The 25,432-nt window shown below is 50.3% G+C and carries 22 protein-coding genes, 1 tRNA gene and 3 pseudogenes; 16 read left to right on the top strand and 10 right to left on the bottom strand.

Features of this window, described 5'->3' with window-relative positions; translation table 11 throughout:
- Window positions 1–49: 49 nt before the first annotated feature.
- Window positions 50–793 (top strand): SDR family oxidoreductase, encoded by a 744-nt coding sequence (locus tag HV261_RS06970; protein ID WP_202037819.1) that lies wholly within the window; start codon window positions 50–52, stop codon window positions 791–793.
- Between the two features lie 89 nt (window positions 794–882).
- Here HV261_RS06970 and bglA read toward each other — a convergent pair whose 3' ends face one another.
- Both bglA and HV261_RS06980 read right to left on the bottom strand, forming a co-directional pair.
- Entirely contained in the window at window positions 883–2,316 is a 1,434-nt protein-coding gene (gene bglA / locus HV261_RS06975; protein ID WP_202037820.1) for a 6-phospho-beta-glucosidase BglA, read from the bottom strand.
- A 120-nt stretch (window positions 2,317–2,436) separates the two neighbouring features.
- Window positions 2,437–3,165: a MurR/RpiR family transcriptional regulator gene (locus HV261_RS06980; RefSeq protein ID WP_202039666.1), complete on the bottom strand. Its 729-nt coding sequence runs from the start codon at window positions 3,163–3,165 to the stop codon at window positions 2,437–2,439.
- Between the two features lie 52 nt (window positions 3,166–3,217).
- On the opposite strand from HV261_RS06980, the gene yqfB reads away from it, so the two are divergent.
- Both yqfB and trhA read left to right on the top strand, forming a co-directional pair.
- Window positions 3,218–3,529 carry a N(4)-acetylcytidine aminohydrolase gene (yqfB, locus tag HV261_RS06985; protein ID WP_202037821.1) on the top strand — a complete coding sequence of 104 codons (312 nt, stop codon included), beginning with the start codon at window positions 3,218–3,220 and terminating at the stop codon, window positions 3,527–3,529.
- Window positions 3,530–3,692: 163 nt separating this feature from the next.
- Window positions 3,693–4,346: a PAQR family membrane homeostasis protein TrhA gene (gene trhA / locus HV261_RS06990; RefSeq protein WP_202037822.1), complete on the top strand. Its 654-nt coding sequence runs from the start codon at window positions 3,693–3,695 to the stop codon at window positions 4,344–4,346.
- Between the two features lie 140 nt (window positions 4,347–4,486).
- On the opposite strand, the gene ygfZ is transcribed toward trhA, so the two are convergent.
- Complete coding sequence (gene ygfZ / locus HV261_RS06995) at window positions 4,487–5,470, bottom strand: tRNA-modifying protein YgfZ (RefSeq protein WP_202037823.1); 984 nt, start codon at window positions 5,468–5,470, stop codon at window positions 4,487–4,489.
- A 255-nt stretch (window positions 5,471–5,725) separates the two neighbouring features.
- Between ygfZ and sdhE the strand changes: the two genes are divergently transcribed.
- Together sdhE and HV261_RS07005 are read left to right on the top strand one after the other, a co-directional pair.
- Window positions 5,726–5,992 (top strand): FAD assembly factor SdhE, encoded by a 267-nt coding sequence (sdhE, locus tag HV261_RS07000; RefSeq protein WP_005123351.1) that lies wholly within the window; start codon window positions 5,726–5,728, stop codon window positions 5,990–5,992.
- A complete protein-coding gene (locus HV261_RS07005; RefSeq protein WP_137382657.1) occupies window positions 5,973–6,380 on the top strand; it encodes a protein YgfX in 408 nt (135 codons plus the stop codon). Before sdhE ends, HV261_RS07005 begins: the two co-directional genes overlap by 20 nt.
- Before the next feature lie 91 nt (window positions 6,381–6,471).
- Here the strand turns inward: HV261_RS07005 and fldB are convergent, their stop codons facing one another.
- On the bottom strand, window positions 6,472–6,993 hold the full coding sequence (fldB, locus tag HV261_RS07010; protein WP_202037824.1) for a flavodoxin FldB: 522 nt from the start codon (window positions 6,991–6,993) through the stop codon (window positions 6,472–6,474).
- Window positions 6,994–7,106: 113 nt separating this feature from the next.
- On the opposite strand from fldB, the gene xerD reads away from it, so the two are divergent.
- The 5 genes from xerD (at window position 7,107) to lysS (ending at window position 13,195) form a co-directional block, all read left to right on the top strand.
- Window positions 7,107–8,003 carry a site-specific tyrosine recombinase XerD gene (xerD, locus tag HV261_RS07015; RefSeq protein ID WP_202037825.1) on the top strand — a complete coding sequence of 299 codons (897 nt, stop codon included), beginning with the start codon at window positions 7,107–7,109 and terminating at the stop codon, window positions 8,001–8,003.
- A gap of 23 nt (window positions 8,004–8,026) precedes the next feature.
- Complete coding sequence (gene dsbC / locus HV261_RS07020; protein ID WP_202037826.1) at window positions 8,027–8,740, top strand: bifunctional protein-disulfide isomerase/oxidoreductase DsbC; 714 nt, start codon at window positions 8,027–8,029, stop codon at window positions 8,738–8,740.
- A gap of 5 nt (window positions 8,741–8,745) precedes the next feature.
- Entirely contained in the window at window positions 8,746–10,479 is a 1,734-nt protein-coding gene (gene recJ, locus HV261_RS07025) for a single-stranded-DNA-specific exonuclease RecJ (protein ID WP_202037827.1), read from the top strand.
- 90 nt (window positions 10,480–10,569) lie between these two features.
- Window positions 10,570–11,668 (top strand): peptide chain release factor 2 gene (gene prfB, locus HV261_RS07030; protein ID WP_096878465.1). Its coding sequence is split into 2 segments (ribosomal slippage): window positions 10,570–10,644 and window positions 10,646–11,668, totalling 1,098 coding nucleotides; the frame shifts between segments, so codons are not numbered across the junction.
- A 9-nt stretch (window positions 11,669–11,677) separates the two neighbouring features.
- Complete coding sequence (gene lysS, locus HV261_RS07035) at window positions 11,678–13,195, top strand: lysine--tRNA ligase (protein WP_115642921.1); 1,518 nt, start codon at window positions 11,678–11,680, stop codon at window positions 13,193–13,195.
- Between the two features lie 95 nt (window positions 13,196–13,290).
- Here the strand turns inward: lysS and idi are convergent, their stop codons facing one another.
- Entirely contained in the window at window positions 13,291–13,839 is a 549-nt protein-coding gene (gene idi, locus HV261_RS07040) for an isopentenyl-diphosphate Delta-isomerase (RefSeq protein ID WP_202037828.1), read from the bottom strand.
- A gap of 53 nt (window positions 13,840–13,892) precedes the next feature.
- A pseudogene (locus tag HV261_RS07045) lies at window positions 13,893–14,021 on the bottom strand (DUF554 family protein); the annotation flags it as partial.
- A 9-nt stretch (window positions 14,022–14,030) separates the two neighbouring features.
- Here HV261_RS07045 and HV261_RS07050 point away from each other — a divergent pair.
- From HV261_RS07050 to HV261_RS07065, 4 genes and pseudogenes are all read left to right on the top strand, one after another.
- Window positions 14,031–14,240 (top strand): annotated as a pseudogene (locus HV261_RS07050) (LysR family transcriptional regulator); the annotation flags it as partial.
- A gap of 98 nt (window positions 14,241–14,338) precedes the next feature.
- On the top strand, window positions 14,339–15,061 hold the full coding sequence (gene actS / locus HV261_RS07055) for an amidase activator ActS (protein WP_202037829.1): 723 nt from the start codon (window positions 14,339–14,341) through the stop codon (window positions 15,059–15,061).
- Between the two features lie 80 nt (window positions 15,062–15,141).
- Window positions 15,142–15,215, top strand: a tRNA-Gly gene (locus tag HV261_RS07060).
- A 134-nt stretch (window positions 15,216–15,349) separates the two neighbouring features.
- A pseudogene (locus tag HV261_RS07065) lies at window positions 15,350–16,501 on the top strand (integrase); the annotation flags it as partial.
- Between the two features lie 9 nt (window positions 16,502–16,510).
- Here HV261_RS07065 and HV261_RS07070 read toward each other — a convergent pair.
- Window positions 16,511–17,685 (bottom strand): IS3 family transposase gene (locus HV261_RS07070; RefSeq protein ID WP_137399272.1). Its coding sequence is split into 2 segments (ribosomal slippage): window positions 16,511–17,427 and window positions 17,427–17,685, totalling 1,176 coding nucleotides; the frame shifts between segments, so codons are not numbered across the junction.
- A 147-nt stretch (window positions 17,686–17,832) separates the two neighbouring features.
- Between HV261_RS07070 and HV261_RS07075 the strand changes: the two genes are divergently transcribed.
- Window positions 17,833–18,396, top strand: a complete 564-nt coding sequence (locus HV261_RS07075; protein WP_202037830.1) for a hypothetical protein — start codon at window positions 17,833–17,835, stop codon at window positions 18,394–18,396.
- Between the two features lie 977 nt (window positions 18,397–19,373).
- Here the strand turns inward: HV261_RS07075 and HV261_RS07080 are convergent.
- The 3 genes from HV261_RS07080 to HV261_RS07090 all read right to left on the bottom strand — a co-directional run bounded on the left by HV261_RS07080 (window position 19,374) and on the right by HV261_RS07090 (window position 22,120).
- Window positions 19,374–20,576: a lactate oxidase gene (locus HV261_RS07080; protein ID WP_202037831.1), complete on the bottom strand. Its 1,203-nt coding sequence runs from the start codon at window positions 20,574–20,576 to the stop codon at window positions 19,374–19,376.
- A 13-nt stretch (window positions 20,577–20,589) separates the two neighbouring features.
- Window positions 20,590–21,156 (bottom strand): YceI family protein, encoded by a 567-nt coding sequence (locus HV261_RS07085; protein ID WP_202037832.1) that lies wholly within the window; start codon window positions 21,154–21,156, stop codon window positions 20,590–20,592.
- Between the two features lie 427 nt (window positions 21,157–21,583).
- A complete protein-coding gene (locus HV261_RS07090) occupies window positions 21,584–22,120 on the bottom strand; it encodes a GNAT family N-acetyltransferase (protein ID WP_202037833.1) in 537 nt (178 codons plus the stop codon).
- An 841-nt stretch (window positions 22,121–22,961) separates the two neighbouring features.
- On the opposite strand from HV261_RS07090, the gene pgaA reads away from it, so the two are divergent.
- Complete coding sequence (pgaA, locus tag HV261_RS07095; protein WP_202037834.1) at window positions 22,962–25,424, top strand: poly-beta-1,6 N-acetyl-D-glucosamine export porin PgaA; 2,463 nt, start codon at window positions 22,962–22,964, stop codon at window positions 25,422–25,424.
- Window positions 25,425–25,432 lie beyond the last annotated feature (8 nt).

Here is a 25,432-nt window from a genome sequence, read left to right on the forward strand (position 1 = left end):
CCGGGTAAGGCGAAGCCGCCTCCCGGCTTTTTCATATCTGGAGGAAAGCATGGGTATCGCACTGGTTACTGGCGGCAGTCGTGGTATTGGGCGGGCAACCGCGTTGCAGCTGGCAGAAGCGGGGTACACGGTTGCGGTTAACTTTCATCATAATATTCGCGCCGCAACAGAGGTGGTCAATCGCATCATCGCTGCTGGAGGGAACGCGTTCATTCTGCGTGCGGATATCAGCGATGAGAGTCAGGTGGCGGCGATGTTTGACGCGATTGACCGCGAAAGCGAACCATTGGCTGCACTGGTCAATAATGCCGGGATTTTGTTTGAGCAGAGCACGGTGGAGAACCTAACGGCTGAGCGAATCAACCGTGTCCTGGCAACCAATGTGACCGGCTATTTTCTGTGTTGTCGGGAAGCGGTGAAACGGATGTCGTTCAAGCACGGGGGGCAAGGCGGGGCGATTGTGAATGTTTCTTCAGCGGCATCACGACTTGGCGCGCCTTTCGAATACGTTGATTATGCCGCATCGAAAGGCGCGGTGGATTCGCTAACGACCGGACTGGCGCTGGAAGTGGCGGCGCAGGGGATTCGTGTAAACTGCGTACGGCCAGGCCTGATCTACACTGAGATGCATGCGTCAGGTGGGGAACCAGGAAGGGTTGATCGCGTGAAATCCATGTTGCCAATGCAGCGAGGCGGACAGCCGGAAGAGGTCGCGCAGGCGATAGTGTGGCTGCTGAGTGAAAAGGCGTCCTACGTAACGGGCAGTTTTCTGGAGCTGGCCGGCGGGAAGTAGGATTTAATCGCCGGATGGCGCTGCGCTTATCCGGCCTACGGGAGCATAACCTGTAGGCTGGATAAGATGTTTACGCCATCCGGCAAAAATCAAAGTTTCTCGCCGTTGCTGGAAATTACCTCTTTGTACCAGTTAAAACTTTTCTTGCGCGAACGCGACATATCGCCGGTGCCGTCGTCGTGTTTGTTCACGTAGATAAAGCCGTAACGTTTGCTGTACTGACCGGTGGTGAACGAGACGCAGTCGATGCACCCCCACGGCGTGTAGCCCATCAGATCCACGCCATCATACGTTACCGCTTTCATCATCTCTTCGACATGAGCACGCAGATAGTCGATACGATAGTCATCGTTGATGCTACCGTCTGGTTCCACTTTGTCGTAGGCACCAAAACCGTTTTCGACGATAAACAGCGGTTTCTGATAGCGCTCGTACAGTTCGCATAACGCATAGCGCAGCCCAACGGGATCTACCTGCCAGCCCCAGTCGGAGGCCTTGACGTGTGGGTTTGGCACACTGCCTTCAAAACCCGAGATTGCATCGCCGCTGCCGCCTTCTGCTTTTACTGCGTTAGTCATGTAATAGCTGAAGCCGAGATAGTCGCAGGTGCCTTCGCGCAGAATTTGTTTATCACCCTCTTCCATCGTGATGTTGAATTCGCGGCGTTCCCATTCGTTCAGCACATAAGACGGGTAGTAACCGCGCAGTTGAACGTCGGTGAAAACGTAGCGTTCACGCATTGATTCCTGCGCGAACATCACATCCTCAGGCTTACAGGAAAACGGATACAGCGGCACCATCGCCAGCATGCAGCCCACTTTCATTTCCGGGTTGATGCGACGTGCCGCCTTTACCGCCAGCGCACTGGCAATAAACTGGTGATGCAGCACCTGATACATGGTTTCTTCTGGATTTTCATGTTCGGTATACACCACGCCGGAGCAGCAATAGCCAAACAGTGGTGCGCGCCAGTTACGCTGGTTGTTGATTTCATTGAAGGTCATCCAGTATTTGACCTTGTGCTTGTAGCGCTCAAAGACCACTTCAGCAAAACGAACAAAGAAATCGACGACTTTACGATTGGTCCAGCTACCGTACTGTTGAACCAGATGCAGCGGCATTTCGAAGTGGGAAAGGGTGATAACCGGCTCGATGTTGTATTTGAGCAATTCATCGAACATCTCATCGTAAAACTTCAGACCTTCTTCGTTCGGTTGTAATTCGTCACCTTGCGGGAAGATACGGGTCCATGCGATAGAGGTACGGAAGCACTTGAAACCCATTTCGGCAAACAGTTTAATGTCTTCTTTGTAATGACCGTAAAAATCGACAGCTTCATGGTTGGGGTAGTATTTACCGGGCACGACTTCCTGGGTGATTTCTCGTGGAACGCCGTGTGCCCCGCCGGTCAGTACATCGCAAATGCTGGGGCCTTTGCCACCTTTGTTCCAGCCGCCTTCAACCTGATGCGCCGCTACTGCGCCGCCCCATAAAAAATCTTTTGGTAAGGTAAGTTCTTCCATCTGCGCTCAGTCTCAAATTAATACAATCTGATTTTGAGTCTAACAAAGGAAAGATAAATGTCACGATATAACAAAATAGCGAAAATGTGATTTGTTACATCAAAAAAACATATTGTTTTTTTACGCTAACCTTTTCGCCAGCTTGCGGCCGAGTGATTCCAGAATATAAATAACAGGGATTTGCGTGGTAATATCATAGACCCCAGCAATGCGGGTTTGCGGTACGTGCCAGGAGAGGTTAAAGTCGGCGAGTTTCGCCAGTCGCGAGTGCTCATGGCAGGTAATCGACAGGACTTTACAGTTATGCAGGCTGAACTGGCTGGCGAAACGCAGGATTTCCTCTGTTTCGCCAGAGACGGACAGGACAATCGCCAGCGCGTTTCTGGCCATATCATTGGTTACCGGAAAATAAGGATCGTCGATATGGTTACTGAATTTACCTACATTTGAGAAAAAACGTGCGCCATATTTTGCAAGCGCTCCTGATGTGCCTGCACCGACGAATATGATGCGCTCGGAGGATAATATAATATCAACAGCCTGATCCAGCAGTTTATCAAACTCGTCATTGTTCACGCCTTTAAAAAAGCTGATTATCTCGCTGGCGCCAAAATTAGCCTGTTGCGGTTCATTCTGCGCTAAATATAATTTAAAGCGTACGCGAAATTCTGAGTAGCCCTCACACTTAAGCTTGCGGCAAAAGCGCAACACGGTAGTTGTGGATACGCCCACGGCATCGGCCAGTTCGCGAATGGTCATGTACATGACTTTGTCACGGTTTTTGATGACATAGTTATAGACCAGCATCTCAAGATTGTTGAGACTGGCGATGGCAGCGTGGGAGAACATACTCACAATGGCAAAACTCACTCATCAGACTTCATCTACAGGGAATAATAACATGCAGCCAAATGACATCACTTTTTTTCAACGCTTCCAGGATGACATTCTGGCCGGACGTAAGACCATCACCATTCGCGATGAGTCTGAATCACACTTCAAAGCCGGCGATATTCTGCGCGTTGGGCGCTTCGAGGATGATGGCTACTTCTGCACGATTGAAGTCGTCGGCACCTCAACCGTTACACTGGATACGCTAACGGAAAAACATGCCCAGCAGGAAAACATGACGCTTGAAGAACTTAAACAGGTGATTGCCGAGATTTACCCGGATCAAACGCAATTTTATGTGATTGATTTTAAATGCCTTTAACTTTTTAGGTGCAGTTGTTAGCTGAAATATAAAATGTAATCATATGATTTTTATTGATTATTTATTATTTGATAAATATTTTAGCTAACAGGTGTTCACTGGAACCATTCTCAGTTACGCTAGAGGCGCAATCACGAAAGTGTTCGTTTTACCGGAGTAACATATGGTTCAGAAGCCATTAATCGCGCAGGGATATTCGCTGGCTGAGGAGATAGCCAATAGCATCAGTCACGGTATCGGGCTGGTGTTTGGGATTGTCGGACTGGTGCTGTTGCTGGTTCAGGCAGTGGATACCAATGCCAGTGCTATGGCGATTACCAGCTATAGCCTGTATGGCGGCAGCATGATCCTGCTGTTCCTTGCTTCAACCTTGTATCACGCCATCCCTCATCAGAAAGCGAAAATCTGGCTGAAAAAATTCGACCATTGCGCTATTTATCTGCTGATTGCCGGGACTTATACGCCGTTTCTGCTGGTGGGACTGGATTCGCCGCTGGCGCGTGGATTGATGATCGTTATCTGGACTCTGGCGCTGCTTGGTATTTTATTCAAACTGACTATTGCTCACCGCTTTAAGGTTTTGTCGCTGGTGACCTATCTGACGATGGGGTGGTTATCGCTGATTGTGGTGTATCAACTGGCGGTTAAGCTGGCGGCAGGCGGTGTGACGTTGTTGGCTGTGGGGGGCGTGGTCTATTCGCTGGGCGTGATTTTCTACGTCTGCAAACGTATTCCTTACAACCATGCTATCTGGCATGGGTTTGTGCTGGGTGGCAGTGTTTGTCACTTTCTGGCGATTTATTTGTACGTTGGGTAACACGCATAGATCCAGTGCAACCCCAGGGTCGGCGTACACGCCTCGCCCTGGATATGTTTTGTAGGCCGGATAAGGCAACGCCGCTATCCGGCGGCATGCACTGAATTGCCTGATGGCGCTGCGCTTATCAGGCCTACTAATTACTCTTCGTTTAACGAATACGGCAGCGGCACAATGTGCAGCGTTTTCGCATCATCACGAACGCGGAACACGCTGTCTGCTTCCATATCGTTATTCATCACGACCTGTACTAACACCTGACCATCGGCCAGTTGCACGGCAGCAAGCACGGTACCGGTACGACGCCAGTTCTCACCCATTTTTAGTTCCAGATCTTCACCCGCTTCCGGTACCCGGCTGGCAGTACCCGCCAGGGTCCACATTGCGCGTTTATTAGCGCCGCGGAATTTTGCGCGGGCAACCATTTCCTGGCCGGTGTAACAGCCTTTTTTGAAGCTAATACCACCCAGAGCCTGAAGGTTCGTGGCCTGCGGAATAAACTGACCGCTGTTGGCGGTGTCGATCACCGGGATACCCGCTTCGATATCCAGCGCCAGCCATTGCTGGCTGTTATTCAATTCTGCTTCGCCACGCAGTTTCTCCGCAATCATCTCAGCGGTTGCGACATCAACGATCAGCAGGAAGCGTTCAGACGGATGCTCGAACCACAGCAGGGTGGAAGCGCCGTAGGTAACGACCTGCTTATCGCTGGTTGGCAGTTCGCTAAAGAGATTGGCTAGCGCCGCACGCGCCTGGAAGCCTGCCACGCCCAGCAGGACGCGTTCATCATCCGGGGCAATCACGACCTTCGAGAAGACGGCGTATTTTTTCAGTTCGGTTAATTGGGCTTCACGCAGGCTACGGCGTTCAAGCCAGGCAAAACCATCAGCCTGACGGAAGAGACGCAGGTTGCTCCACATTTTACCTTTGGCGTCGCAATGAGCTGCCAGCAGGTGTTGTTGTTCGGTCATCTGGCTGACATCAGCGGTGACCTGGCCCTGGATGTATTTTTCACTGTCGACACCGGTAATGGTGGCGAGAGCCCAGTCGTCGAGCGTCATTAGCGTCAGAGGCAAACGTGCCGACGCAAACGGCTGGCGAGGAGGAAACGATGTAAAAGCCATAATAATGTCCTGATTTGCTTAACGCGGTAATAATGACTAATGGTAAAAGAGCTATGGGCTATTGCAAGCGGTTTAAACGTCCTGTTTGTGCCTTATATTAAGCTTTGCGAGGAGATATCCAAAAAAGTGAACCCTTTGACTTAATGTGGTTTTATTTAGCGATCGCGCTTCCGTTTACTGATATTCCCGTAAAAGAGCGTGAAAAACACGTTACAATAGCCGGATACTTCGTTTTCGCGAGACAGGGAAAAGAACATGGATATTAACAACAAAGCACGTATTCATTGGGCATGCCGCCGCGGTATGCGGGAACTGGACATCTCTATCATGCCGTTTTTCGAACATGAGTATGACAACTTAAGTGACGAAGAAAAACGCATCTTTATCCGTCTGCTGGAATGCGATGATCCAGACTTATTTAACTGGTTGATGAATCATGGGAAACCGGCTGATGAGCAGCTGGAGCAGATGGTGCGACTCATCCAGACACGGAATCGGGAACGTGGTCCAGTGGCAATCTGATTTACGCGTTTCATGGCGCGCACAGTGGCTCTCTCTGCTCATTCATGGGCTGGTTGCGGTATTCATTTTATTGATGCCCTGGCCATTGAGCTACACCCCATTATGGCTGGTGCTGCTCTCTCTGGTGGTGTTTGATAGCGTACGCAGTCAGCGTCGCATTAACGCTTGTCAGGGAGAGATTAGACTGTTAATGGACGGTCGCCTGCGCTGGCAGGGGCAGGAGTGGTCTATCGTTTGTGCACCCTGGATGATTAAAACGGGCATGATGCTGCGTTTGCGTTCAGATGCGGGAAAACGTCAGCATTTGTGGCTGGCAGCGGACAGCATGGATGACGCTGAGTGGCGGGATTTGCGGCGGTTAATGCTGCAACAGGCGAAGCAGGGTTAACGCCGGCGAATGACTGATGGCGAGCAGCTACGGTTTAGTGCGCTATGTAGGCCGGAGAAGGCATTCACGCCGTCATCCGGCAACACGGTTATCAGGACCAGTGTTCGGCCATTTCACCGAGAATTTGCTCACACCAGACCTGAATACGTTCATCGCTGAGGTCGTATTGGTTAGTTTCATCCAGAGCTAAACCGACAAACAGCTGCCCATCGGCAATCACGGGTTTATCGCTGGTGAATTCATAACCTTCTGTTGGCCAGTAACCGACAAATTTTACGCCTTTGGTGACCAGTTTATCGTGCAGCATACCCAGCGCATCCAGGAACCATTCGCCGTATCCTAACTGATCGCCCATACCGTAAAGCGCAACAATTTTGCCTTCCAGGTTGAGGTCGTCCAGTTGTTCCCAGACCGCTTCCCAGTCCTCCTGAATTTCACCGAAATCCCAGGTCGGGATGCCCAAAATGAGCACGTCATACTGCTCCATTAGGGCCGGGGAATCATCCTTGAGATTGTGCAGTGTCACCAGTTCGGGACCAAGGATATCGCGGATTTTTTCTGCTGCCATTTCGGTGTAGCACGTGCTGGAACCGTAAAAAAGACCCATGTTCATGACGTAAACATCTCAATTCTGTTGTAGCGTTGCGGCTAGTGTAACAGAATCGCCGCAATCTCGGCACAATGAGGCATAATGCATCAAAAATGAGAGTGAATTAAGGGGCGCGAGTGGAACAAGATCTGGCACGCATCGAGCAATTTCTTGATGCCCTGTGGCTGGAGCGAAATCTGGCGGAGAACACGTTAAGTGCGTATCGTCGCGATCTGACAATGCTTGTTGAATGGTTGCACCATCGTGGCGTTTCACTGGCGACGGCGCAGAGCGATGATTTGCAGGCATTGCTGGCTGAGCGGATGGATGGCGGGTATAAAGCCACCAGTTCAGCACGTTTGCTCAGTGCCATGCGGCGTTTTTTTCAGCATCTTTACGGCGAAAAATATCGCGAAGACGATCCAAGCGCCTCGCTTGCTTCACCTAAACTTCCGCAGCGTTTGCCAAAAGATCTTAGCGAAGCGCAGGTAGAACGGCTGCTGCAGGCCCCGCTTATTGACCAACCGCTTGAGCTACGCGACAAAGCGATGCTGGAGGTTTTGTACGCCACGGGGTTGCGCGTATCAGAGTTGGTGGGGCTGACGATGAGTGATATTAGTCTGCGCCAGGGCGTTGTGCGGGTGATTGGTAAAGGCAACAAAGAGCGACTTGTGCCGTTGGGCGAAGAAGCTGTGTACTGGCTGGAAACATACCTGGAACACGGTCGTCCATGGTTGCTCAACGGCGTATCGATTGACGTACTGTTTCCCAGCCAGCGTGCGCAGCAGATGACCCGTCAGACTTTCTGGCATCGTATTAAGCACTATGCTGTGTTAGCAGGGATCGACAGCGAGAAACTGTCGCCGCACGTATTGCGGCACGCTTTTGCCACACATTTGCTCAATCACGGCGCTGACCTGCGCGTGGTGCAGATGCTGCTGGGACATAGCGATCTCTCGACTACGCAGATTTATACACATGTCGCAACGGAGCGCTTGCGTCAACTACATCAACAGCATCACCCACGAGCGTGAGTGCTGACAGTAAAGGATAGGTTATGAAGAAACGTTTTATGATGCTCACCCTGCTGGCTACTGCGTTTTCAGGAATGGTGCATGCAGACGATGCGGCTATTCGCCAGTCATTAGCGAAGCTGGGTGTGCAGAGCACCGAAATTCAACCTGCTCCGGTTGCGGGCATGAAAACCGTACTGACCAATAGCGGTGTGCTGTACGTGACTGAAGACGGCAAGCATATTATTCAGGGGCCGATGTATGACGTCAGTGGCGCAAGCCCGGTAAATGTCACTAACCAACTGCTGATGAAACATCTGAATGCGCTGGAAAAAGAGATGATTGTCTACAAAGCGCCGCAAGAAAAACACGTCATCACCATTTTCACCGACATCACCTGTGGTTACTGCCACAAGCTGCATGAAGAGATGAAAGACTACAACGCGCTGGGCATCACCGTCCGTTATCTGGCCTTCCCTCGCCAGGGACTGGAAAGCCAGGCCGAGCAGGACATGAAGTCAATCTGGTGTGCAAAAGATAAAAACAAAGCCTTTGACGATGCGATGGCGGGTAAGGGCGTGAAAGCGGCGACCTGTGATGTAGATATTGCGAATCATTACGCACTGGGCGTGCAGTTTGGCGTGAGTGGCACACCGGCGATTGTCCTGAGCAACGGCTATGTTGTTCCGGGCTATCAGGGGCCGAAAGAGATGAAAGAATTTCTCGACGCACACGAAAAACAGACCAGCGGTAAATAATTCGCGTGAAACAACAGATACAACTCCGTCGGCGTGAGGCCGACGAGACAGCCGAACTGCCTGCGGATTTGCCTCCCTTGTTGCGTCGTTTGTACGCCAGTCGTGGCGTGCGTAGTGCGCAGGAGCTTGAGCGTAGCGTGAAAGGGATGTTGCCGTGGCAGCATTTGAACGGCGTCGAAAAAGCGGTTGAGATCCTCTATAACGCCTTTCGCGAAGGAACCCGCATCATTGTGGTGGGGGATTTCGATGCCGATGGTGCGACCAGCACGGCGCTGAGCATCCTGGCGATGCGTGCGTTGGGCTGTAGTAATGTTGACTACCTGGTGCCCAACCGTTTTGAAGACGGATATGGCTTAAGCCCGGAAGTCGTGGATCAGGCGCATGCCCGTGGCGCTCAGTTGATCGTTACTGTGGACAACGGCATCTCTTCTCATGCGGGTGTTGAGCATGCCAGAGCGCTGAAGATTCCGGTGGTGGTGACCGATCACCACCTACCAGGCGATACGCTGCCGGGCGCGGAAGCAATCATCAATCCTAACCTGCACGACTGTGAATTTCCGTCGAAATCGCTGGCAGGCGTGGGGGTAGCCTTCTACCTGATGTTGGCGCTGCGCACCTTCCTGCGCGACAAAGGCTGGTTTGATGAACGCGGAATTGCACCGCCGAACCTGGCCGATTTGCTCGATCTGGTTGCTTTGGGCACGGTAGCAGACGTGGTGCCGCTGGATGCCAATAACCGTATCCTGACGTGGCAAGGCTTAAGCCGTATCCGTGCTGGAAAGTGCCGCCCTGGCATTAAGGCGCTACTGGAGATTTCCAATCGTGACCCGCTTAAACTGGCCGCCAGTGATTTAGGTTTTGCCCTCGGGCCACGCTTGAATGCGGCAGGTCGTCTGGATGATATGTCCGTCGGCGTAGCGCTGTTGCTGTGCGACAACATTGGCGAAGCGCGCGTGTTGGCCAATGAGCTGGACGCACTCAACCAGACGCGCAAAGAGATTGAACAGGGGATGCAGGCAGAAGCCCTAACCCTGTGTGAAAAGCTGGAGCGCAGTAGTGACACTCTCCCGGGTGGCCTGGCGATGTATCATCCCGAATGGCACCAGGGGGTGGTCGGCATTCTGGCATCGCGTATTAAAGAGCGTTTCCATCGTCCGGTAATCGCTTTTGCTCCTGCGGGTGATGGCACCTTAAAAGGTTCCGGACGTTCGATCCAGGGACTGCATATGCGTGATGTACTGGAACGTTTGGATACGCTTTATCCCGGCATGATCATTAAGTTTGGTGGACATGCGATGGCAGCAGGTCTGTCGCTGGAAGAAGCGCAGTTCGAGCATTTCCAGCAGCGTTTTGGCGAACTGGTAACGGAATGGCTTGACCCCGCTTTATTACAGGGTGAGGTAGTCTCTGATGGTCCGCTGAGTGTGGCAGAGATGACCATGGAGGTCGCGCAAATGCTGCGTGATGCCGGTCCGTGGGGGCAGATGTTCCCGGAGCCGCTGTTTGATGGACATTTTCGCCTGCTCCAGCAACGTCTGGTTGGTGAGCGTCACCTGAAAGTGATGGTTGAGCCGGTTGGCGGCGGGCCGCTGCTGGACGGCATTGCGTTTAATGTCGATACTGCCTGCTGGCCGGATAACGGCGTACGTGAAGTTCAGCTTGCCTACAAACTGGATATTAATGAGTTTCGCGGCAACCGCTCATTGCAAATCATTATCGATAATATCTGGCCACTTTAGCGTCACTATATCTATAAAAAAGAGCGTGAATTGGTTACAATCCCGCTCTTATAACCGCATTTTGACTCGTTCAATAAAAGAAATCAGACCATGTTTGAAATTAATCCGGTAAATAACCGCATTCAGGACCTCACGGAACGCTCAGACGTTCTTAGGGGGTATCTTTGACTATGATGCAAAGAAAGAGCGTCTGGAAGAAGTAAACGCCGAGCTGGAACAGCCGGACGTCTGGAACGAACCCGAACGCGCACAGGCGCTGGGTAAAGAACGTTCTTCCCTTGAGGCCATTGTCGACACGCTCGACCAGATGAGCCAGGGCCTGGAAGATGTCTCCGGCCTGCTGGAACTGGCTGTAGAAGCCGACGACGAAGAAACCTTTAACGAAGCCGTAGCAGAACTCGATACGCTGGAAGATAAACTGGCACAGCTGGAATTCCGTCGTATGTTCTCCGGTGAATATGACAGCGCAGATTGCTATCTTGATATTCAGGCTGGCTCCGGCGGTACCGAAGCGCAGGATTGGGCCAGCATGCTGATGCGTATGTATCTGCGTTGGGCTGAAGCTCGCGGCTTTAAGACGGAAATTATTGAAGAGTCTGAAGGTGAAGTGGCGGGTATTAAATCCGTGACCATCAGAATCGCCGGAGAATATGCTTACGGTTGGTTGCGCACGGAAACCGGTGTACATCGTCTGGTACGTAAGAGCCCGTTCGATTCCGGCGGCCGTCGCCATACGTCGTTTAGTTCTGCGTTTGTTTATCCGGAAGTTGACGATGATATCGATATCGATATCAACCCAGCGGATCTGCGTATCGACGTTTACCGCGCCTCGGGTGCGGGCGGTCAGCACGTTAACCGTACGGAATCTGCGGTACGTATCACTCACATCCCGACCGGGATTGTAACGCAGTGCCAGAACGACCGTTCCCAGCACAAGAATAAAGACCAGGCCATGAAGCAGATGAAAGCGAAGCTTTATGAACTGGAAATGCAGAAGAAGAATGCCGAGAAACAGGCGATGGAAGACACCAAGTCCGACATCGGCTGGGGTAGCCAGATTCGTTCTTATGTCCTTGATGACTCCCGCATTAAAGATCTGCGTACCGGGGTTGAAACCCGCAACACGCAGGCCGTGCTGGATGGCAGCCTGGATCAATTTATCGAAGCAAGTTTGAAAGCAGGGTTATGAGGAACCAACATGTCTGAACAACACGCACAGGGCGCTGACGCGGTAGCCGACCTTAACAATGAACTGAAAACGCGTCGTGAGAAGCTGGCTAGCCTGCGCGAGCAGGGTATCCCGTTCCCGAACGATTTCCGTCGCGATCATACCTCAGACCAACTGCACGCTGACTTCGACGCGAAAGAAAACGAAGAGCTGGAAGCGCTGAACATTGAGGTATCCGTTGCTGGCCGCATGATGACCCGTCGTATTATGGGTAAAGCATCATTCGTTACGCTGCAGGATGTTGGCGGCCGTATTCAGCTGTACGTTGCGCGCGACGATCTGCCGGAAGGCGTCTACAACGAGCAGTTCAAAAAATGGGATCTGGGCGATATCCTCGGCGCGAAAGGTAAGTTGTTTAAGACCAAAACCGGCGAACTGTCCATCCACTGCACCGAGCTGCGTCTGCTGACCAAAGCCCTGCGTCCGCTGCCGGATAAATTCCATGGTCTGCAGGATCAGGAAGCGCGCTACCGCCAGCGTTACCTGGATCTCATCTCTAACGATGAATCCCGCAACACCTTTAAAGTGCGTTCACAGATCATGGCGGGTATCCGTCAGTTTATGGTGGGCCGCGGCTTTATGGAAGTTGAAACACCGATGATGCAGGTGATCCCCGGCGGTGCGGCAGCCCGTCCGTTTATCACCCACCATAACGCGCTGGATCTGGACATGTACCTGCGTATTGCGCCGGAACTGTACCTCAAGCGTCTGGTAGTGGGCGGTTTCGAACGCGTATTCGAAATTAACCGTAACTTCCGTAACGAAGGCATCTCCGTTCGTCATAACCCAGAGTTCACCATGATGGAACTCTATATGGCTTATGCAGACTACAAAGACCTGATCGAGCTGACCGAATCCCTGTTCCGTACGCTGGCGCAGAACGTTCTCGGAACGACCGAAGTGCCTTACGGTGAAGAAGTCTTCGACTTCGGTAAGCCGTTCGAAAAACTGACCATGCGCGAAGCGATTCAGAAATACCGTCCGGAAACCAATATGGCCGATCTGGATAACTTCGACTCTGCAAAAGCGATTGCTGAATCTATCGGCATCAAGGTTGAGAAGAGCTGGGGTCTGGGCCGCATCGTGACGGAGATCTTTGAAGAAGTTGCTGAAGCGCACCTGATTCAGCCGACCTTCATTACCGAGTACCCGGCAGAAGTTTCTCCGCTGGCGCGTCGTAATGATGAAAACCCGGAAATCACCGATCGCTTTGAATTCTTCATTGGTGGTCGCGAAATCGGTAACGGTTTCAGCGAGCTGAACGATGCAGAAGATCAGGCGCAGCGTTTCCAGGATCAGGTTAATGCTAAAGATGCAGGCGATGACGAAGCGATGTTCTACGACGAAGACTACGTGACCGCTCTGGAACACGGTCTGCCGCCGACTGCAGGTCTGGGTATTGGTATCGACCGTATGGTGATGCTGTTCACTAACAGCCACACCATCCGCGACGTGATACTGTTCCCGGCAATGCGCCCGGTTAAGTAAGATGTGAACTGCCGGATGGCGGCTGATGCCTTATCCGGCCTACGCGGAGACGATTCGTAGGCCGGATAAAACGCGTTTGCGTTGCCATCCGGCAATCAATTACGGTTAGCAAACTCGCGCAATAATTCTCGTGCTTTATCATTCGATGCCTGCATTACCATCCACGGGCTGAAGGCCCACGGCGTGGCATCCAGAGCACGCAAGATATCCTCAAGTTCACTCCACTGCTCATCCATTACTTCATCCGCGTTTGACCGTATCGCACTGATAACTCGTGCGGCATATACCGGACAAACTTCATTTTCCACAATTCCACTGGGATCTGCGGCGCAATAGCGAAAATCAGCGTAGACGGGCGTGAGTGCGCGAATGTCAGCTCCCAACTCGAAGCGAGCGCGACGGATAATGGCGTCTTCAGTTGTTTCCCCTGATTGTGGATGACCGCACACCGAGTTTGTCCAGACACCTGGCCAGGCTTTTTTGTGCAGTGAACGACGGGTAACTAACAGCTGGCCCTGGTCGTTAAAAATCCAACAGGAAAACGCGAGATGTAGAGGGGTATTGTGTGTGTGAGCGGCATACTTCTCGAGTATACCTGAAGGTATATCTTGCTCATCCAGCAAAACGACATGTTCCCCGGCCATGACAACTCCTGAAAAGAAAAAATAACCCGGCACAAACCCGCCGGGTCATGTACTCAGGCCACTAGGGTAGCCCATAAATGGGACAAAGGCATTACCAAAACAAGCCCTGGCAGCATGTTGGCGACCGAACGTAGTTTAATGTTGCAGATGCGCAATCCGGTCGCGACCATGAGCAATCCGCCATCATGTCGGGGGTGGTCCTCGACTGGCTGGAGTCCGGCCTGGAAGCCGCGATATTGCTACCTTCTTCAGAAGTCGGCGCGGATAAACTCAGCCAGTGCTATGTGGTGGATGTATTCCCCTCGCCACAAATATTTTATCCGGTGCTGGCGAAATTACCGCCCATGCTTTATTTACCCGCGCTGATGGATATTATTACGCAGGGATATCCGTTTAATACACCAGGTGGAGCCGAAGCGATTGGGGATCCTCCAGCTGGCTGGTATGATAATTGCCTCTGGTTTGGAGGTGAACGTTCGTGTTTAGTGCAGAATGCCTGATGAGTAAACGCTTTTATATCTTGATAATGTTGGTGGGCAGCCTGATCGTTGCAGGATGTTCCAGTTCATCTGATTCCGGCTCTACGTATACCGTGAAGCGTGGCGATACGCTGTACGCGATTTCGCGCTCTACCGGTACCAGCGTCAGGGATCTCGCCCGTCTCAACAACATATCTCCTCCCTATACCATCGAAGTAGGGCAAAGGCTGAAGCTTAGCGGTAGCACGAAAACCAGCCCGACTTCCGGCAAGACCACCACCAAATCGTCCACAAAAACAGCGGCAGTCAGACCGTCGTCCTCCGTACCGCAGTCATCCTGGCCGCCGGTGGGACAACGCTGCTGGCAGTGGCCAGCCAGCGGAAAAGTGATCCTGCCTTATTCAACGGCGGATGGCGGCAACAAGGGTATTGATATCTCAGCTGCGCGCGGCACGCCGGTTTATGCGGCGGGAGCAGGGAAGGTGGTTTATGTCGGCAACCAGCTGCGGGGATATGGCAACCTCATCATGATTAAGCACAGTGAGGATTACATTACCGCTTATGCGCATAATGATACGCTACTGGTGAATAACGGGCAGAGCGTGAAGGCCGGGCAGAAAATTGCCACCATGGGTAGCACTGATGCGGCGTCTGTACGCTTGCACTTCCAGATTCGCTATCGCGCAACGGCGATTGATCCGCTGCGTTATTTACCGCCGCAGGGGAGTAAACCTAAGTGCTAAAAGGCTATTTTATCAGCAGTTAGCATCGTTTGGGCTTGTCAGAGGATGCGTAAGGTCTATAATGGCCCACGCACCTCTTCGCGGGCGTAGTTCAATGGTAGAACGAGAGCTTCCCAAGCTCTATACGAGGGTTCGATTCCCTTCGCCCGCTCCATGACACTTCTTAAAGTATTCTAACCTACTGAATCCCTTGGGATATGGCCTAAAGCCTTCCGATAGTTTTACTCACTGCAACTAACACTGTGACTAACTTTGTTGAAGTAGTGAGCAAACCTAAGGTCTCAGTACATGCTCAACTCAAGAACCTACCTTTATCAGCGTAACGGTGTCTTCTACATCCGTCTCAGGATGAAGACCACTAGTCGCCTGACCTCTTCGCTTCCTTCTCACAACCGTTATAAACTAGCGTCAGTATCATTACGTACCAAGGATAGACGTACCGCTATGGCTCACTCAAGGCACATCAAGGCAGCACTCAAGGCAATACACGCAGACAGACCCAACGCTACCTATGAGGAGATGAGGGAGCATCTTAAGGACATCGCTGAGTGGGAACTATCGACGGGCCGCTCTGACCTCTTCGAGCCTGACATGAGGGAAACATATAGCGGGCTTTATACAGAACTCGGTGGGAACCTTGTTGATGCACTAGCCTGTGAACCCCTTAGCATTGACCAGCATCGTTACATTCACGAGGCTTTGGGTGTGCTTAAGGCCTGTATGAAGCGTATCGATGCGGGAGACAGTAAGCCACTCATAGATTATATCGATGGTTTTAGTGGTATTGAGCGGCAAGATGACCAAGCCTCTGTGTCCTTATCTGTTGGTGCTCCAGAAGTAAAACCAGAAGTCACGCCCAGCGTCACCGTATCAAGTCTCTTTGAGCAATACGAAGCGGAGAACGCTCAGAACTGGAAGCCAGCCACCTTAAGAGAAAACAAAGCGTCCCACGCAGCGTTAATCGAAATATTCGACTATCTGGGTCTCAATGCTGAAGCCAGTAGAGCAGACATGCTCAGAGTCCGTGATGTGCTCCAGCAGTTACCCAAGAACCGTAAGCAGCGCTTCAAGGATTCCACACTGGCTGACCTGCTGAACCGTGGGGATAAGACCGATTGTCTGGATGTCGTTACCATCAACAATAAGTATCTCATCAAAATGGCGGCTGTCTTTAAGTGGGCTGTCCGTAATGACCTGATTAAAAAGAATATGACTGAGGGGCTGGAGCTAAAGGTTCCCCAGCGTAAAGCCTCTGAGGCCCGTAACGCCTTTTCTACGGAGCAGGTAGGGCAACTACTGGTCGCCGCTAAGTCATACTCTCAGAAGGCTTCAGGTAAACCTTATCACTACTACGTTACCGCTTTGGCTGCCATCACTGGGGCAAGGCTTAACGAGGTGGCTCAGCTTCAGGTTAAAGACGTTAGGGCCACTGAGGCTGGGGTGTAGTGGTCAACAAAAACTGGCCACAGCTTTAGAGTTTTTCCAGAACAATCGTTCTGATTCATTCGGCGTCAAACCACCATTATATTGATGAGGTCTGAGCTGGCTGTAATATCCTGTGATGTAATTCGTTATTGCCGTGCTGGCTTGGCTAAAATTCGCGTAGCCATTATCCGGTACCCACTCTGTTTTCAGGCTTCTGAAGAACCGTTCCATTGGGCTGTTATCCCAGCAATTTCCCCGGCGACTCAGGCTTTGCTTTATCTGATATCTCCACAGTAACTGTCTGAAATTCCTGCTGGTATAGTGACTGCCTTGATCCGAGTGATACAGTAAATTAGCCGGTTTTCCCCGTGCTTCCCAGGCCATCGACAGGGCTTTACCTGTCAGTGCGGAATCAGGGAAAAATGACATCGCCCAGCCAACCGGTTTACGGGAAAACAAATCGAGTACAACAGCCAGATAAGCCCAGCGTTTTCCCGTCCAGATATAAGTCACATCACCACACCAGGCCTGATTAGGCTCGGTAACAGCAAACTGGCGATCCAGATAATTAGGGATCTCAATGTGTTCCTTAGACGCCTTCTTATAACGATGGCCAGGTTGCTGACAGCTGATAATATTGAGCGCTTTCATCAGCTTTGTTGCCCGCCAGCGGCTCAGTTTTATACCTTTGGTGGTGACCATTGCGGCAATGCTTCGCGCTCCTGCTGAACCGTTACTTTCGCGATAAACTTCACGCACAAGGCTCAGTAATGCCACTCTCGTGGCGTCAGGCTTCCTGGGCTGCCGCCAGTATTTATAACTGCTGCGATGAACCCCAAACACGTTGCACACAACGGCAACAGGAAACCGCGCCCTGAGTTTCTCAACTAATGAGAATTGTTCAGGGAGTCTGACATCAAGAGCGCGGTAGCCTTTTTTAATATATCCCGTTCCATTTCAACGCGTTGAAGTCTTTTCTTCAACTCACGTATCTCAATCTGCTCAGGTGTCATGGGTGAAGCTATGGGTGATTTTCCCGCTCGCTCTTCTTTCAGTTGTCGAACCCATTTATCCATCGTGGATTTGCCGACATTCATCGCAGTGGCAGCGGCGGCAACGGTGTAATGCTGATCGAGTACAAGCTGGGCAGCCTCGAGGCGAAACTCGGGGCTAAAATTGCGTCTGTTACGTCCGGTCATAATGTCACCTGTTTTGACTATGAGGTGATGATATCACCTCTATTCAGGTGGCCAAATTCACTATGCCACTACACTATTGCTTGGGGACTTTGAGTAGGTCAGTAGGGTGCGGCTTAGGGTGCATATTTAAAATGAGGTAATCAAGCAATGAGTAATCGACATAAACATGCAGGCCATATTATCACTATTGAAAGTCACAGCTTCAAGGCCAATGAGTCAGGTATGTGGAATCTTACCGAAATATGGAAGGTCCTCAGCTTGCCTAACAATAAGTTACCTTCTCAGTGGCGCGGTAAGGTAACCAAAAGACTCACCGACATGCAAAAAATGCACGTCGAGAAGATTGGCATTGAAAGCATAACCTTCGCAGACAAGCAGGCGACATTGAAGTACGCCGGGTGGGTCTCCGATGATTTTGAAGACATGGTCTATGCGGCCTTTGAATCCATCCTTGAGATGCCAGAGATTGCAGAGGCAGTCGCCAATAAGATGGTCGAGCTTGGCTATCACGCTGAAGCTGAGCTATTGGAACGACATAAGGATGACTACAGGGAAGCTATGCAGAACCTTAACAAGATTAGTAAACGTGTTGACGGCAGGAAGCCTGAGCGCATCTACAAGGCCGTGATTAACGGTTATCTGACGAAATACCAAGGGTTATCCATGATCTCTCGCAGCAGCGTCTGGTACACCCGAACAGTGAATCTATGATGGCTATCGATCACGATAGATGCCAGCGATCAATTTCAAGTTACCGATCGAGATAAACGATCAGCGCGATGGCAGCAATCAGGCTATCCTACCGTCAGTCACTGAATGGATTATTTTAGGAAAATCATTATGGTAAGAGGTGTAGGGTCGTTGATTGCTATGGCTGCGCTACTGTTGGTTGCGGGATGTATGGCTGGTTACATTTACGGTGGTATCCCGTGGTCTACCTATTACGCAGTTGGTCGGGCTGTTAAGGCGTTTTGGTGGGCCGCCGGGTTGTTATTCATTGCTGGCATATTGTATCGCATTGTTTTCAATAGGTTGTCAGGTATATGCGGTATCCTTTTATGTGTAGCTATTGGGGTAGCTCTGGTGCTGACAGGTTTTCATTATGCGGTTGGCGGCAGCGCTTGGTGGCGGTGAGGGATGCTTACAGCCTTCTTTTTCTAAAATCTCCCACAAAAATCTGAGCGCCTATCTGATAGTTCATCCTCTCGCGTTGTCCCCGTAGCCCTCCTTGAGTTTGCCCTGAACCGAGGGAGGCTACCCCTTGAAGTTGAAACATTGGGAGCCTTACCATATGTTCTGGCCTTTGTTCTATTCCGTTTGTGGGAATATTAAAGGTATCCGACCTTGACCAGAGATCACTCAATGTGTAACCATAGCTGTAACCAAATGGATTCATCATCTCTTTAAGAAACAAATGGTTAGTGAATGATTGTCTTCGATGCTTCGATTCCCTTCGCCCGCTCCAAACTTAAGTTTCCTGAAGTCTGCCCCGCTCAATTACCCCTTGATAAATCAGTAGCTATAGCATTCTTTTCATCAATTGAACTCAATGTACTCCTTCATGGTGAGTACATAAAATACCGGCCATAGTGACCGGTATTCAGCATTATTACCTATTCTTTAATAATGTCTCTGGTGAGAGGAGTAGAGGGGGTTAATATTCCACGCCGTTAACCCAAAGCATGCTCTTATTCTTCCAGATCACGTAAGGTCAGCAATTTGGTTTTTTTCACCTGCTCGATGTCTTTGGTTCCACCGAGCATCATATTGATGACTAATTCCTTGTTGAGTTGCTCGACAACAGAAGCAACACCTTGAGCCCCGCCAAGGTTTAGACCGTACAGGACAGGACGTCCGATAGCCACGATATCAGCGCCGCTAGCGATAGCTTTAAATACATGTGAACCACGACGTACACCACTATCAAAAATAATGGGCACGCGTTTATTTACAACTTTTGCGATAGAGGGCAATACATCAAATGAGGATGGCCCACTATCGAGTTGCCTTCCCCCGTGGTTAGAAACCCAGATAGCTGCAGCCCCGGCCTTAATAGCAACCTCTGCATCTTCCGGCGACTGAATTCCTTTCACAATGACCGGCAAACCGGAGATTTGGTGGACGTATTTAATATCTTCCGGTGTGAAAGCTTGCTTGGCTTGTGCGTAAATTTCGCTGATACCAGAACCTTTGCCTGTTTTTGAATCATCATCACTCTGCTTCGCAAACATCTCAAGATTTGCAAAGCCGAGAGGGAACTGGAAATTATTCTTTATATCGTCTTCGCGATATCCACCAACGGGTGAATCGACAGTCAGAATGATCGCTTTTGCACCATGTTTAACCGCTTCATTCAATATAAATTCGTTAAATTTATTATTTTTACTCATATAGAGCTGGAAGAAGAAAGGGTTTCCCTCTGATGCCCTGGAAACGTCTTCAATGGTTTTATTTCCGTAGGTGCTTAAAGAGAAAATTGAACCTACCTGGGCCATTCCTCGGGCTGTGGCGAGTTCACCGGCTTCGTGCGCCAGACCCTGGGCTGCCATTGGCGCCTGGATTATGGGGGTTTTTAGCGGAATGCCCAGCAAACTGGTTGAAAGATTGATATTTTTTAATTCAATACCTTGCAATACTCGTGGAACGATGAATTTCTTATCAAAGCTCTCGGTATTGCTGCGCAGATTATTTTCATCTTCCGCGCCTCCACGAATATAACCAAATGCTCCCTTTTCCATTCTGGCTTTTACTTGATCTTCAAGAGAGTCAATGTTGACCATTTTAATGGGGTGCTCTTCGGTGCTGGCTTTATATGCTTCGGCTTGCGCCAGACCTGATGAAATCATCATCGCGACAGAGGCTATGGCCAGAGTTTTTTTATTCACTTTCATTCTTACTTCCTTGTTATTGGCGTATTGCTTCAGCCTGAATATTAATATCAACTGTTTTGCTCATTCCTATGTTGACGAGATAATCAACCCCCCATTGGGTACGATCAATTTTTGCAGAGAAATCGCCACCGCAGACCTGAGCGTTGAAAACCGGACTCATATAGCAGCCGAATTTGGTCGTCGTTAACGTGACAGGTTTAGTAACACCTTTCATCGTCAACATCCCTTCAATGGAGGCGGGCTTGCCCTCAGAGAAGTTCCATTTTGTTGATTTGAATACAATATCCGGATATTTTTCTGCATCAAGTATATCGCTGCTACGGATATGTTTATCAAATGCTTCCAGACCGGTATTGAGAGACTTAACAGGAATGGTTACCTGCAGTTCACCTTGCTGTTTCTCTGGAAGATATTTTACTTCTCCGCTGATGGAGTAAAAGCCACCATGGTTGGTTGATGTCTGAAAATGGTCGATATTAAATGTCGAATTCGTATGCGTACTATCTAATTTATATACTTCGGCATGTGCAATATTCAAAAAACCTAATGCGCATACTGCGATTAATATGTTCTTGTTCATGGTGTAACCTCAGAGATAGAAAACAGATGCATTTATAATTTATGTGTTATAACCCGTCCAGAGTGAAAAGTGGGAAGCAGTGTCCCATTTATAGAACGATAGGGAGATACAGGGAGATTATTCGCTATTGAATAATCTCCCTGCTTCACTTTGGAATTATAAGGATATACTGGATTTAATATTACCCGCTCAATCTCTGATCACGCTTATAAAAATAAATTTTCCTGCGATAACAGGTTATCCTTGCATGAGATATTCTTTATGTTCCAAAACGCCTCGCAGATGCGGTGAGCCTGATGAGGTGCTGGAAATCCTCCTGAATGCGCAAAAAGGCGCTTTCGTAAAGGAAGATGGCGAGTAGCTGGTAGATAAAGCAGGCAAACGACTGGAATAGGTATTAAGGGGGTCAGCCCCCCTCCGTTTTCCCTCAGAGTATCACGCCAGCATCGGGCGGTAGTGTGCTGTTACCTTCACCCAGATTACGTTGTAGCAATACGGTATCGAGCCAGCGACCATGCTTGAAGCTAATATTCTTTAGCGTGCCGACCTCGGTAAATCCGACCTGCTGGTGGACTTTCAGCGATCCCTGATTATTGCTGTCGCCGACGATGGCAATCATCTGTCGATAGCCGTGTGTTTCTGCCCATGAAATGACATGGTGTAGTAGCGCTTTGCCCGCGCCCTGACGTTGTGCTGCCGGATCGATATAAATCGAATCTTCGAGCGTATAGCGGTAGGCATAGCGCTCACGGTAGCGGGTGAGATAACAATAACCGATGACTTTTTCGTCCTGCAGGGCCACAACCCACGGCAACCCCAGCTCGCGGATCTTAGTCAGGCGAACAAGCATTTCGCGGGTATCTGGCGGATCAGTCTCAAAGCTGGCAGTCCCGTGAAGAACATGATGTGCGTAGATAGTATGGATAGCGGGGATGTGCTTTTCTTCTGCGTTAACGATTTTCATTGACCAGCTCCCGTTGGCGTCTTTTGCCAGATTACCTGAAAGAATGCGCAAAGGGTAAGCGCAAAAGCTTATGGTTCAATGGACATCATTCAATAGCATTAGGCTTGTATTTTGTAAGGATAAAAATTGATTGTCGTTGATATCGTCAATAATTTAACAAATAGATAAGTACAGTTTTGCGGAATGATAAATACACCTGGGCGTAGTAGAATTAACAATTACCTGCGGTGGTTCATTGGGGGATTTCACAATGCCATTTTTGGTAGGGGATAAATTTAATGTTCATAAAACCCTTTAATTTCATTTTGTTATATCTTTATCTAATTCTTTTTACCTGGTTTTGTGTTGCGCATTTCATCCTGAAACTTAGCCGTTTACAATTAACTGATGTTATTTATAGTGTTATCAGTTACTGTTAATTATCAGGTTTTTCCTGTCAATTCTCAAAATGCTTATCAGGCAAACAGTTACCTGGTGTTTCTATATTTGCTGATAATAGTTATCATCGTTACGTGGTTTCGTCACGGAAACTTAATCTAAATCCAGTATTCGATCCCAAGAGTATTAGGATAATTTGGTTTAAAATACTTTTTTTGCCTAAGAGTTTTCTTATAACATAGCAAGACCCCACACTGAGTGATAAAATTCCTGAGCTTTCGCCAGCCTCTTAACGACGAGTGGAAGAGTCATACGGAGTCAATAAGACGAAAGAATTAAATGATTTTTAGCCATATTACGAAATAAGCGGCAGTGCACTTTACATGGTCGGCAACCGTCAGGGAATGACTATAACTTATTGAAAACGCTTATTTTTACTATGATGTAAGATATAAGGGCAGATATGTTCAGTATGCGTCGACATGCCAACTTTATTAAATGCTTCAAGTCAGTAACCTGTTTATTTACAGCAAGCGTTCTTTTCCCAATGCAAGCCTCTGCAGCAGTATCAGATTATGATGCGTTGATTATTGAAGCGCGAGGTGGTAATAGCACACCGTTATTGCGCTACCTTGAGGAGCAGGGAAAGAAAAGTGCGTTAACGCCAAATCAGGTGGCTGACTGGCTGCAGGTATCCAGTTGGGTTGATAACAACGATAAAGCAACCATTGATATCTGGCAGCGGTATCGTGGGCAGATGGATGTGCCTGCACGCGGCAAAGTGGCCGCTGCGCGTGCGTATCGCAATCAGAAGAGCTGGAATGAATCATTAGCGCTCTGGGAGAGCGTTGTACAGGAAGAGCCTGAGAACGCCGATGTACGTACCGGCTGGATCATGACGCTGGCGGATGCACGTTACAATCAGCAGGCCCTGACTGAAGCGAATAAATGGGCACGCGCGCATCCGGGGGCTGACTCTGATGCACTGCTTGCCTATGTGTATCATTCACAGGGAAAAAACTGGGATGCGCTGTTAGTCGCCAGCCAGGCGGATGAAGTCGATCCGGGTAACAAAAATGCGAAATCCACGCTGTTGTCAGCGCTGTCAGCCAACCGTGTCGCTGAACCTGCGTTGGAACTGACGGAAGAGGTTCCGACATCTGACCCCGTTAAGCGGCGTCTGGCGCTTGATGCTGCAGCCGAAAAGGTGCGCGCTTCTTATACCTCTGCACGAAATGAAGATGAGCGTTTTCTCGTGGCGGATAAAGCGCTTGCCCGCTATGACCAGTTGCTGGCAGCCTGGAAAGATGATCCCGCAGCCCAGGGCGATGTGCGCCGGGCGAGAATTGACCGCATGGGCGCCCTGCTGGTGCGTAAGCGTACTGCCGACGTGATTCAGGAATACGAATCTCTCTCCGCGGACGGTGAAGTGCCCAACTATGCCAAACGTTGGGTGGCTTCGGCGTGGCTTAGCGAACGTCAGCCGGAAAAGACCGAAGCAATGCTGGCGAGCATCTATTATCCGAACGGACCTATCCCTGTGACGCCGCTCACTCCTGAAGATCAACAGGATCTGTTCTATGCGCATATTGATAATGAAAACTTTGCTGCCGCTAAAAAACAAGTCGATGACTTGATCAAAGAGAGCCCGTATCTGCGTCGTATCTATGGCTCGCCAACGCCACAGCCTAAGGATAACTGGCTGCTCGGGCAGACGCTGCTGACGCAATATCATCTTGCTGCCAATGAACTGCCAGAAGCAGAAAAACTCTCAGAACATCTGGCACGAACGGGTTCTGGTAACCAGGGGCTGCGCATAACCTATGCCTCCGTTTTAGAAGCCCGTGGATTGCCACATGCGGCGGAAAAAGAACTTAAGCTTGCGGAAGTGATCGAGCCCAGCAACCTGGAGCTGGAACGTCAGCAGGCCTATGTGGCGCTGGATCTTCAGGAGTGGAAACAGGCCGACGAGCTGACCGATGATGTCATCGCCCGAAGCCCGGATGACGAAGCGACGCTGCGCCTGGCACGAATCCGTGATGTGCACAAAATGTCGGAAGTGCGTGTCAGCGGTACGCAGGGTATCTCCTCCGATAGTCCGGTCAGCGGTAAGAATGACTTCAACATCAATACTGCGATTTACAGTCCGCCGATTAATGACAACTGGCGACTGTTTACCGGTTTCAACTTTGCCACCGGCGAGTTTGAAGAAGGAAAAGGCATCAGCCGCGATCTGGCGGCCGGTGCTGAATGGACTTCACGTGATTACTGGGCCGAAATGGAACTGTCTGGCCGTAATTATGGCGACGGGCAGAAAATGGGGGGCCGTCTTTCAGCCTGGCATGACTTCAATGATAACTGGCGCGTGGGTGGGTCAGCAGAGCGTCTCTCCCGCAATACGCCACTGCGTGCGCTGCGTAGCGGCGTATATGCCAACGGCGGCGATATGTATGTCCGCTGGTACCAAAATGAACGGCGAGAGTATCAATTGTCGTTTGCTGCCTCACACTTCTCGGATGGTAACGATCGTATCGAATACGGGCTTAGCGGAAAGGAGCGTATGTGGACAACACCGCGTTTCACGCTGGACTTTACTCCGGGTATCGGCGGTAGCACCAACACCAAAGAGAATGTGCCGTATTACAACCCCAAAAGTGATTTCTCTGTGGTACCCGGCTTGACCGCGGAGCAGGTACTTTACCGACACTATGACACCGTGTGGACACAGCAGGGAGTGGCTGGCGTGGGCGGCTACTGGCAACAAGGTGAAGACGCGGGGGCTATCGTCCAGTTGGGTTACGGTCAACGGCTTAAATGGAACAACGTCGTAGATGGCGGGGTGATGCTGGTGTGGGATAAACGCCCCTACGACGGTAAACGTGAGCGGAATATCTCCCTCGCTTTCGATTTGAATGTCAGGTTTTAAGGATAGTT

Origin of the sequence: Citrobacter sp. RHBSTW-00671, assembly GCF_014103415.1 — a bacterium.
GTDB lineage: Bacteria > Pseudomonadota > Gammaproteobacteria > Enterobacterales > Enterobacteriaceae > Citrobacter.

What these genes read in the sequence shown, in the direction of transcription:
- fldB (WP_202037824.1), bottom strand. Translation starts at nt 6,993, where the DNA reads ATGAACATGGGTCTTTTTTACGGTTCCAGCACGTGCTACACCGAAATG.
- bglA (WP_202037820.1), bottom strand. Translation starts at nt 2,316, where the DNA reads ATGGAAGAACTTACCTTACCAAAAGATTTTTTATGGGGCGGCGCAGTA.
- pgaA (WP_202037834.1), top strand. Translation starts at nt 22,962, where the DNA reads ATGTTCAGTATGCGTCGACATGCCAACTTTATTAAATGCTTCAAGTCA.
- HV261_RS06980 (WP_202039666.1), bottom strand. Translation starts at nt 3,165, where the DNA reads ATGTTCTCCCACGCTGCCATCGCCAGTCTCAACAATCTTGAGATGCTG.
- lysS (WP_115642921.1), top strand. Translation starts at nt 11,678, where the DNA reads ATGTCTGAACAACACGCACAGGGCGCTGACGCGGTAGCCGACCTTAAC.
- trhA (WP_202037822.1), top strand. Translation starts at nt 3,693, where the DNA reads ATGGTTCAGAAGCCATTAATCGCGCAGGGATATTCGCTGGCTGAGGAG.
- actS (WP_202037829.1), top strand. Translation starts at nt 14,339, where the DNA reads ATGAGTAAACGCTTTTATATCTTGATAATGTTGGTGGGCAGCCTGATC.
- HV261_RS07090 (WP_202037833.1), bottom strand. Translation starts at nt 22,120, where the DNA reads ATGAAAATCGTTAACGCAGAAGAAAAGCACATCCCCGCTATCCATACT.
- HV261_RS07080 (WP_202037831.1), bottom strand. Translation starts at nt 20,576, where the DNA reads ATGAAAGTGAATAAAAAAACTCTGGCCATAGCCTCTGTCGCGATGATG.
- HV261_RS07075 (WP_202037830.1), top strand. Translation starts at nt 17,833, where the DNA reads ATGAGTAATCGACATAAACATGCAGGCCATATTATCACTATTGAAAGT.
- idi (WP_202037828.1), bottom strand. Translation starts at nt 13,839, where the DNA reads ATGGCCGGGGAACATGTCGTTTTGCTGGATGAGCAAGATATACCTTCA.
- dsbC (WP_202037826.1), top strand. Translation starts at nt 8,027, where the DNA reads ATGAAGAAACGTTTTATGATGCTCACCCTGCTGGCTACTGCGTTTTCA.
- sdhE (WP_005123351.1), top strand. Translation starts at nt 5,726, where the DNA reads ATGGATATTAACAACAAAGCACGTATTCATTGGGCATGCCGCCGCGGT.
- ygfZ (WP_202037823.1), bottom strand. Translation starts at nt 5,470, where the DNA reads ATGGCTTTTACATCGTTTCCTCCTCGCCAGCCGTTTGCGTCGGCACGT.
- HV261_RS07085 (WP_202037832.1), bottom strand. Translation starts at nt 21,156, where the DNA reads ATGAACAAGAACATATTAATCGCAGTATGCGCATTAGGTTTTTTGAAT.
- HV261_RS06970 (WP_202037819.1), top strand. Translation starts at nt 50, where the DNA reads ATGGGTATCGCACTGGTTACTGGCGGCAGTCGTGGTATTGGGCGGGCA.
- yqfB (WP_202037821.1), top strand. Translation starts at nt 3,218, where the DNA reads ATGCAGCCAAATGACATCACTTTTTTTCAACGCTTCCAGGATGACATT.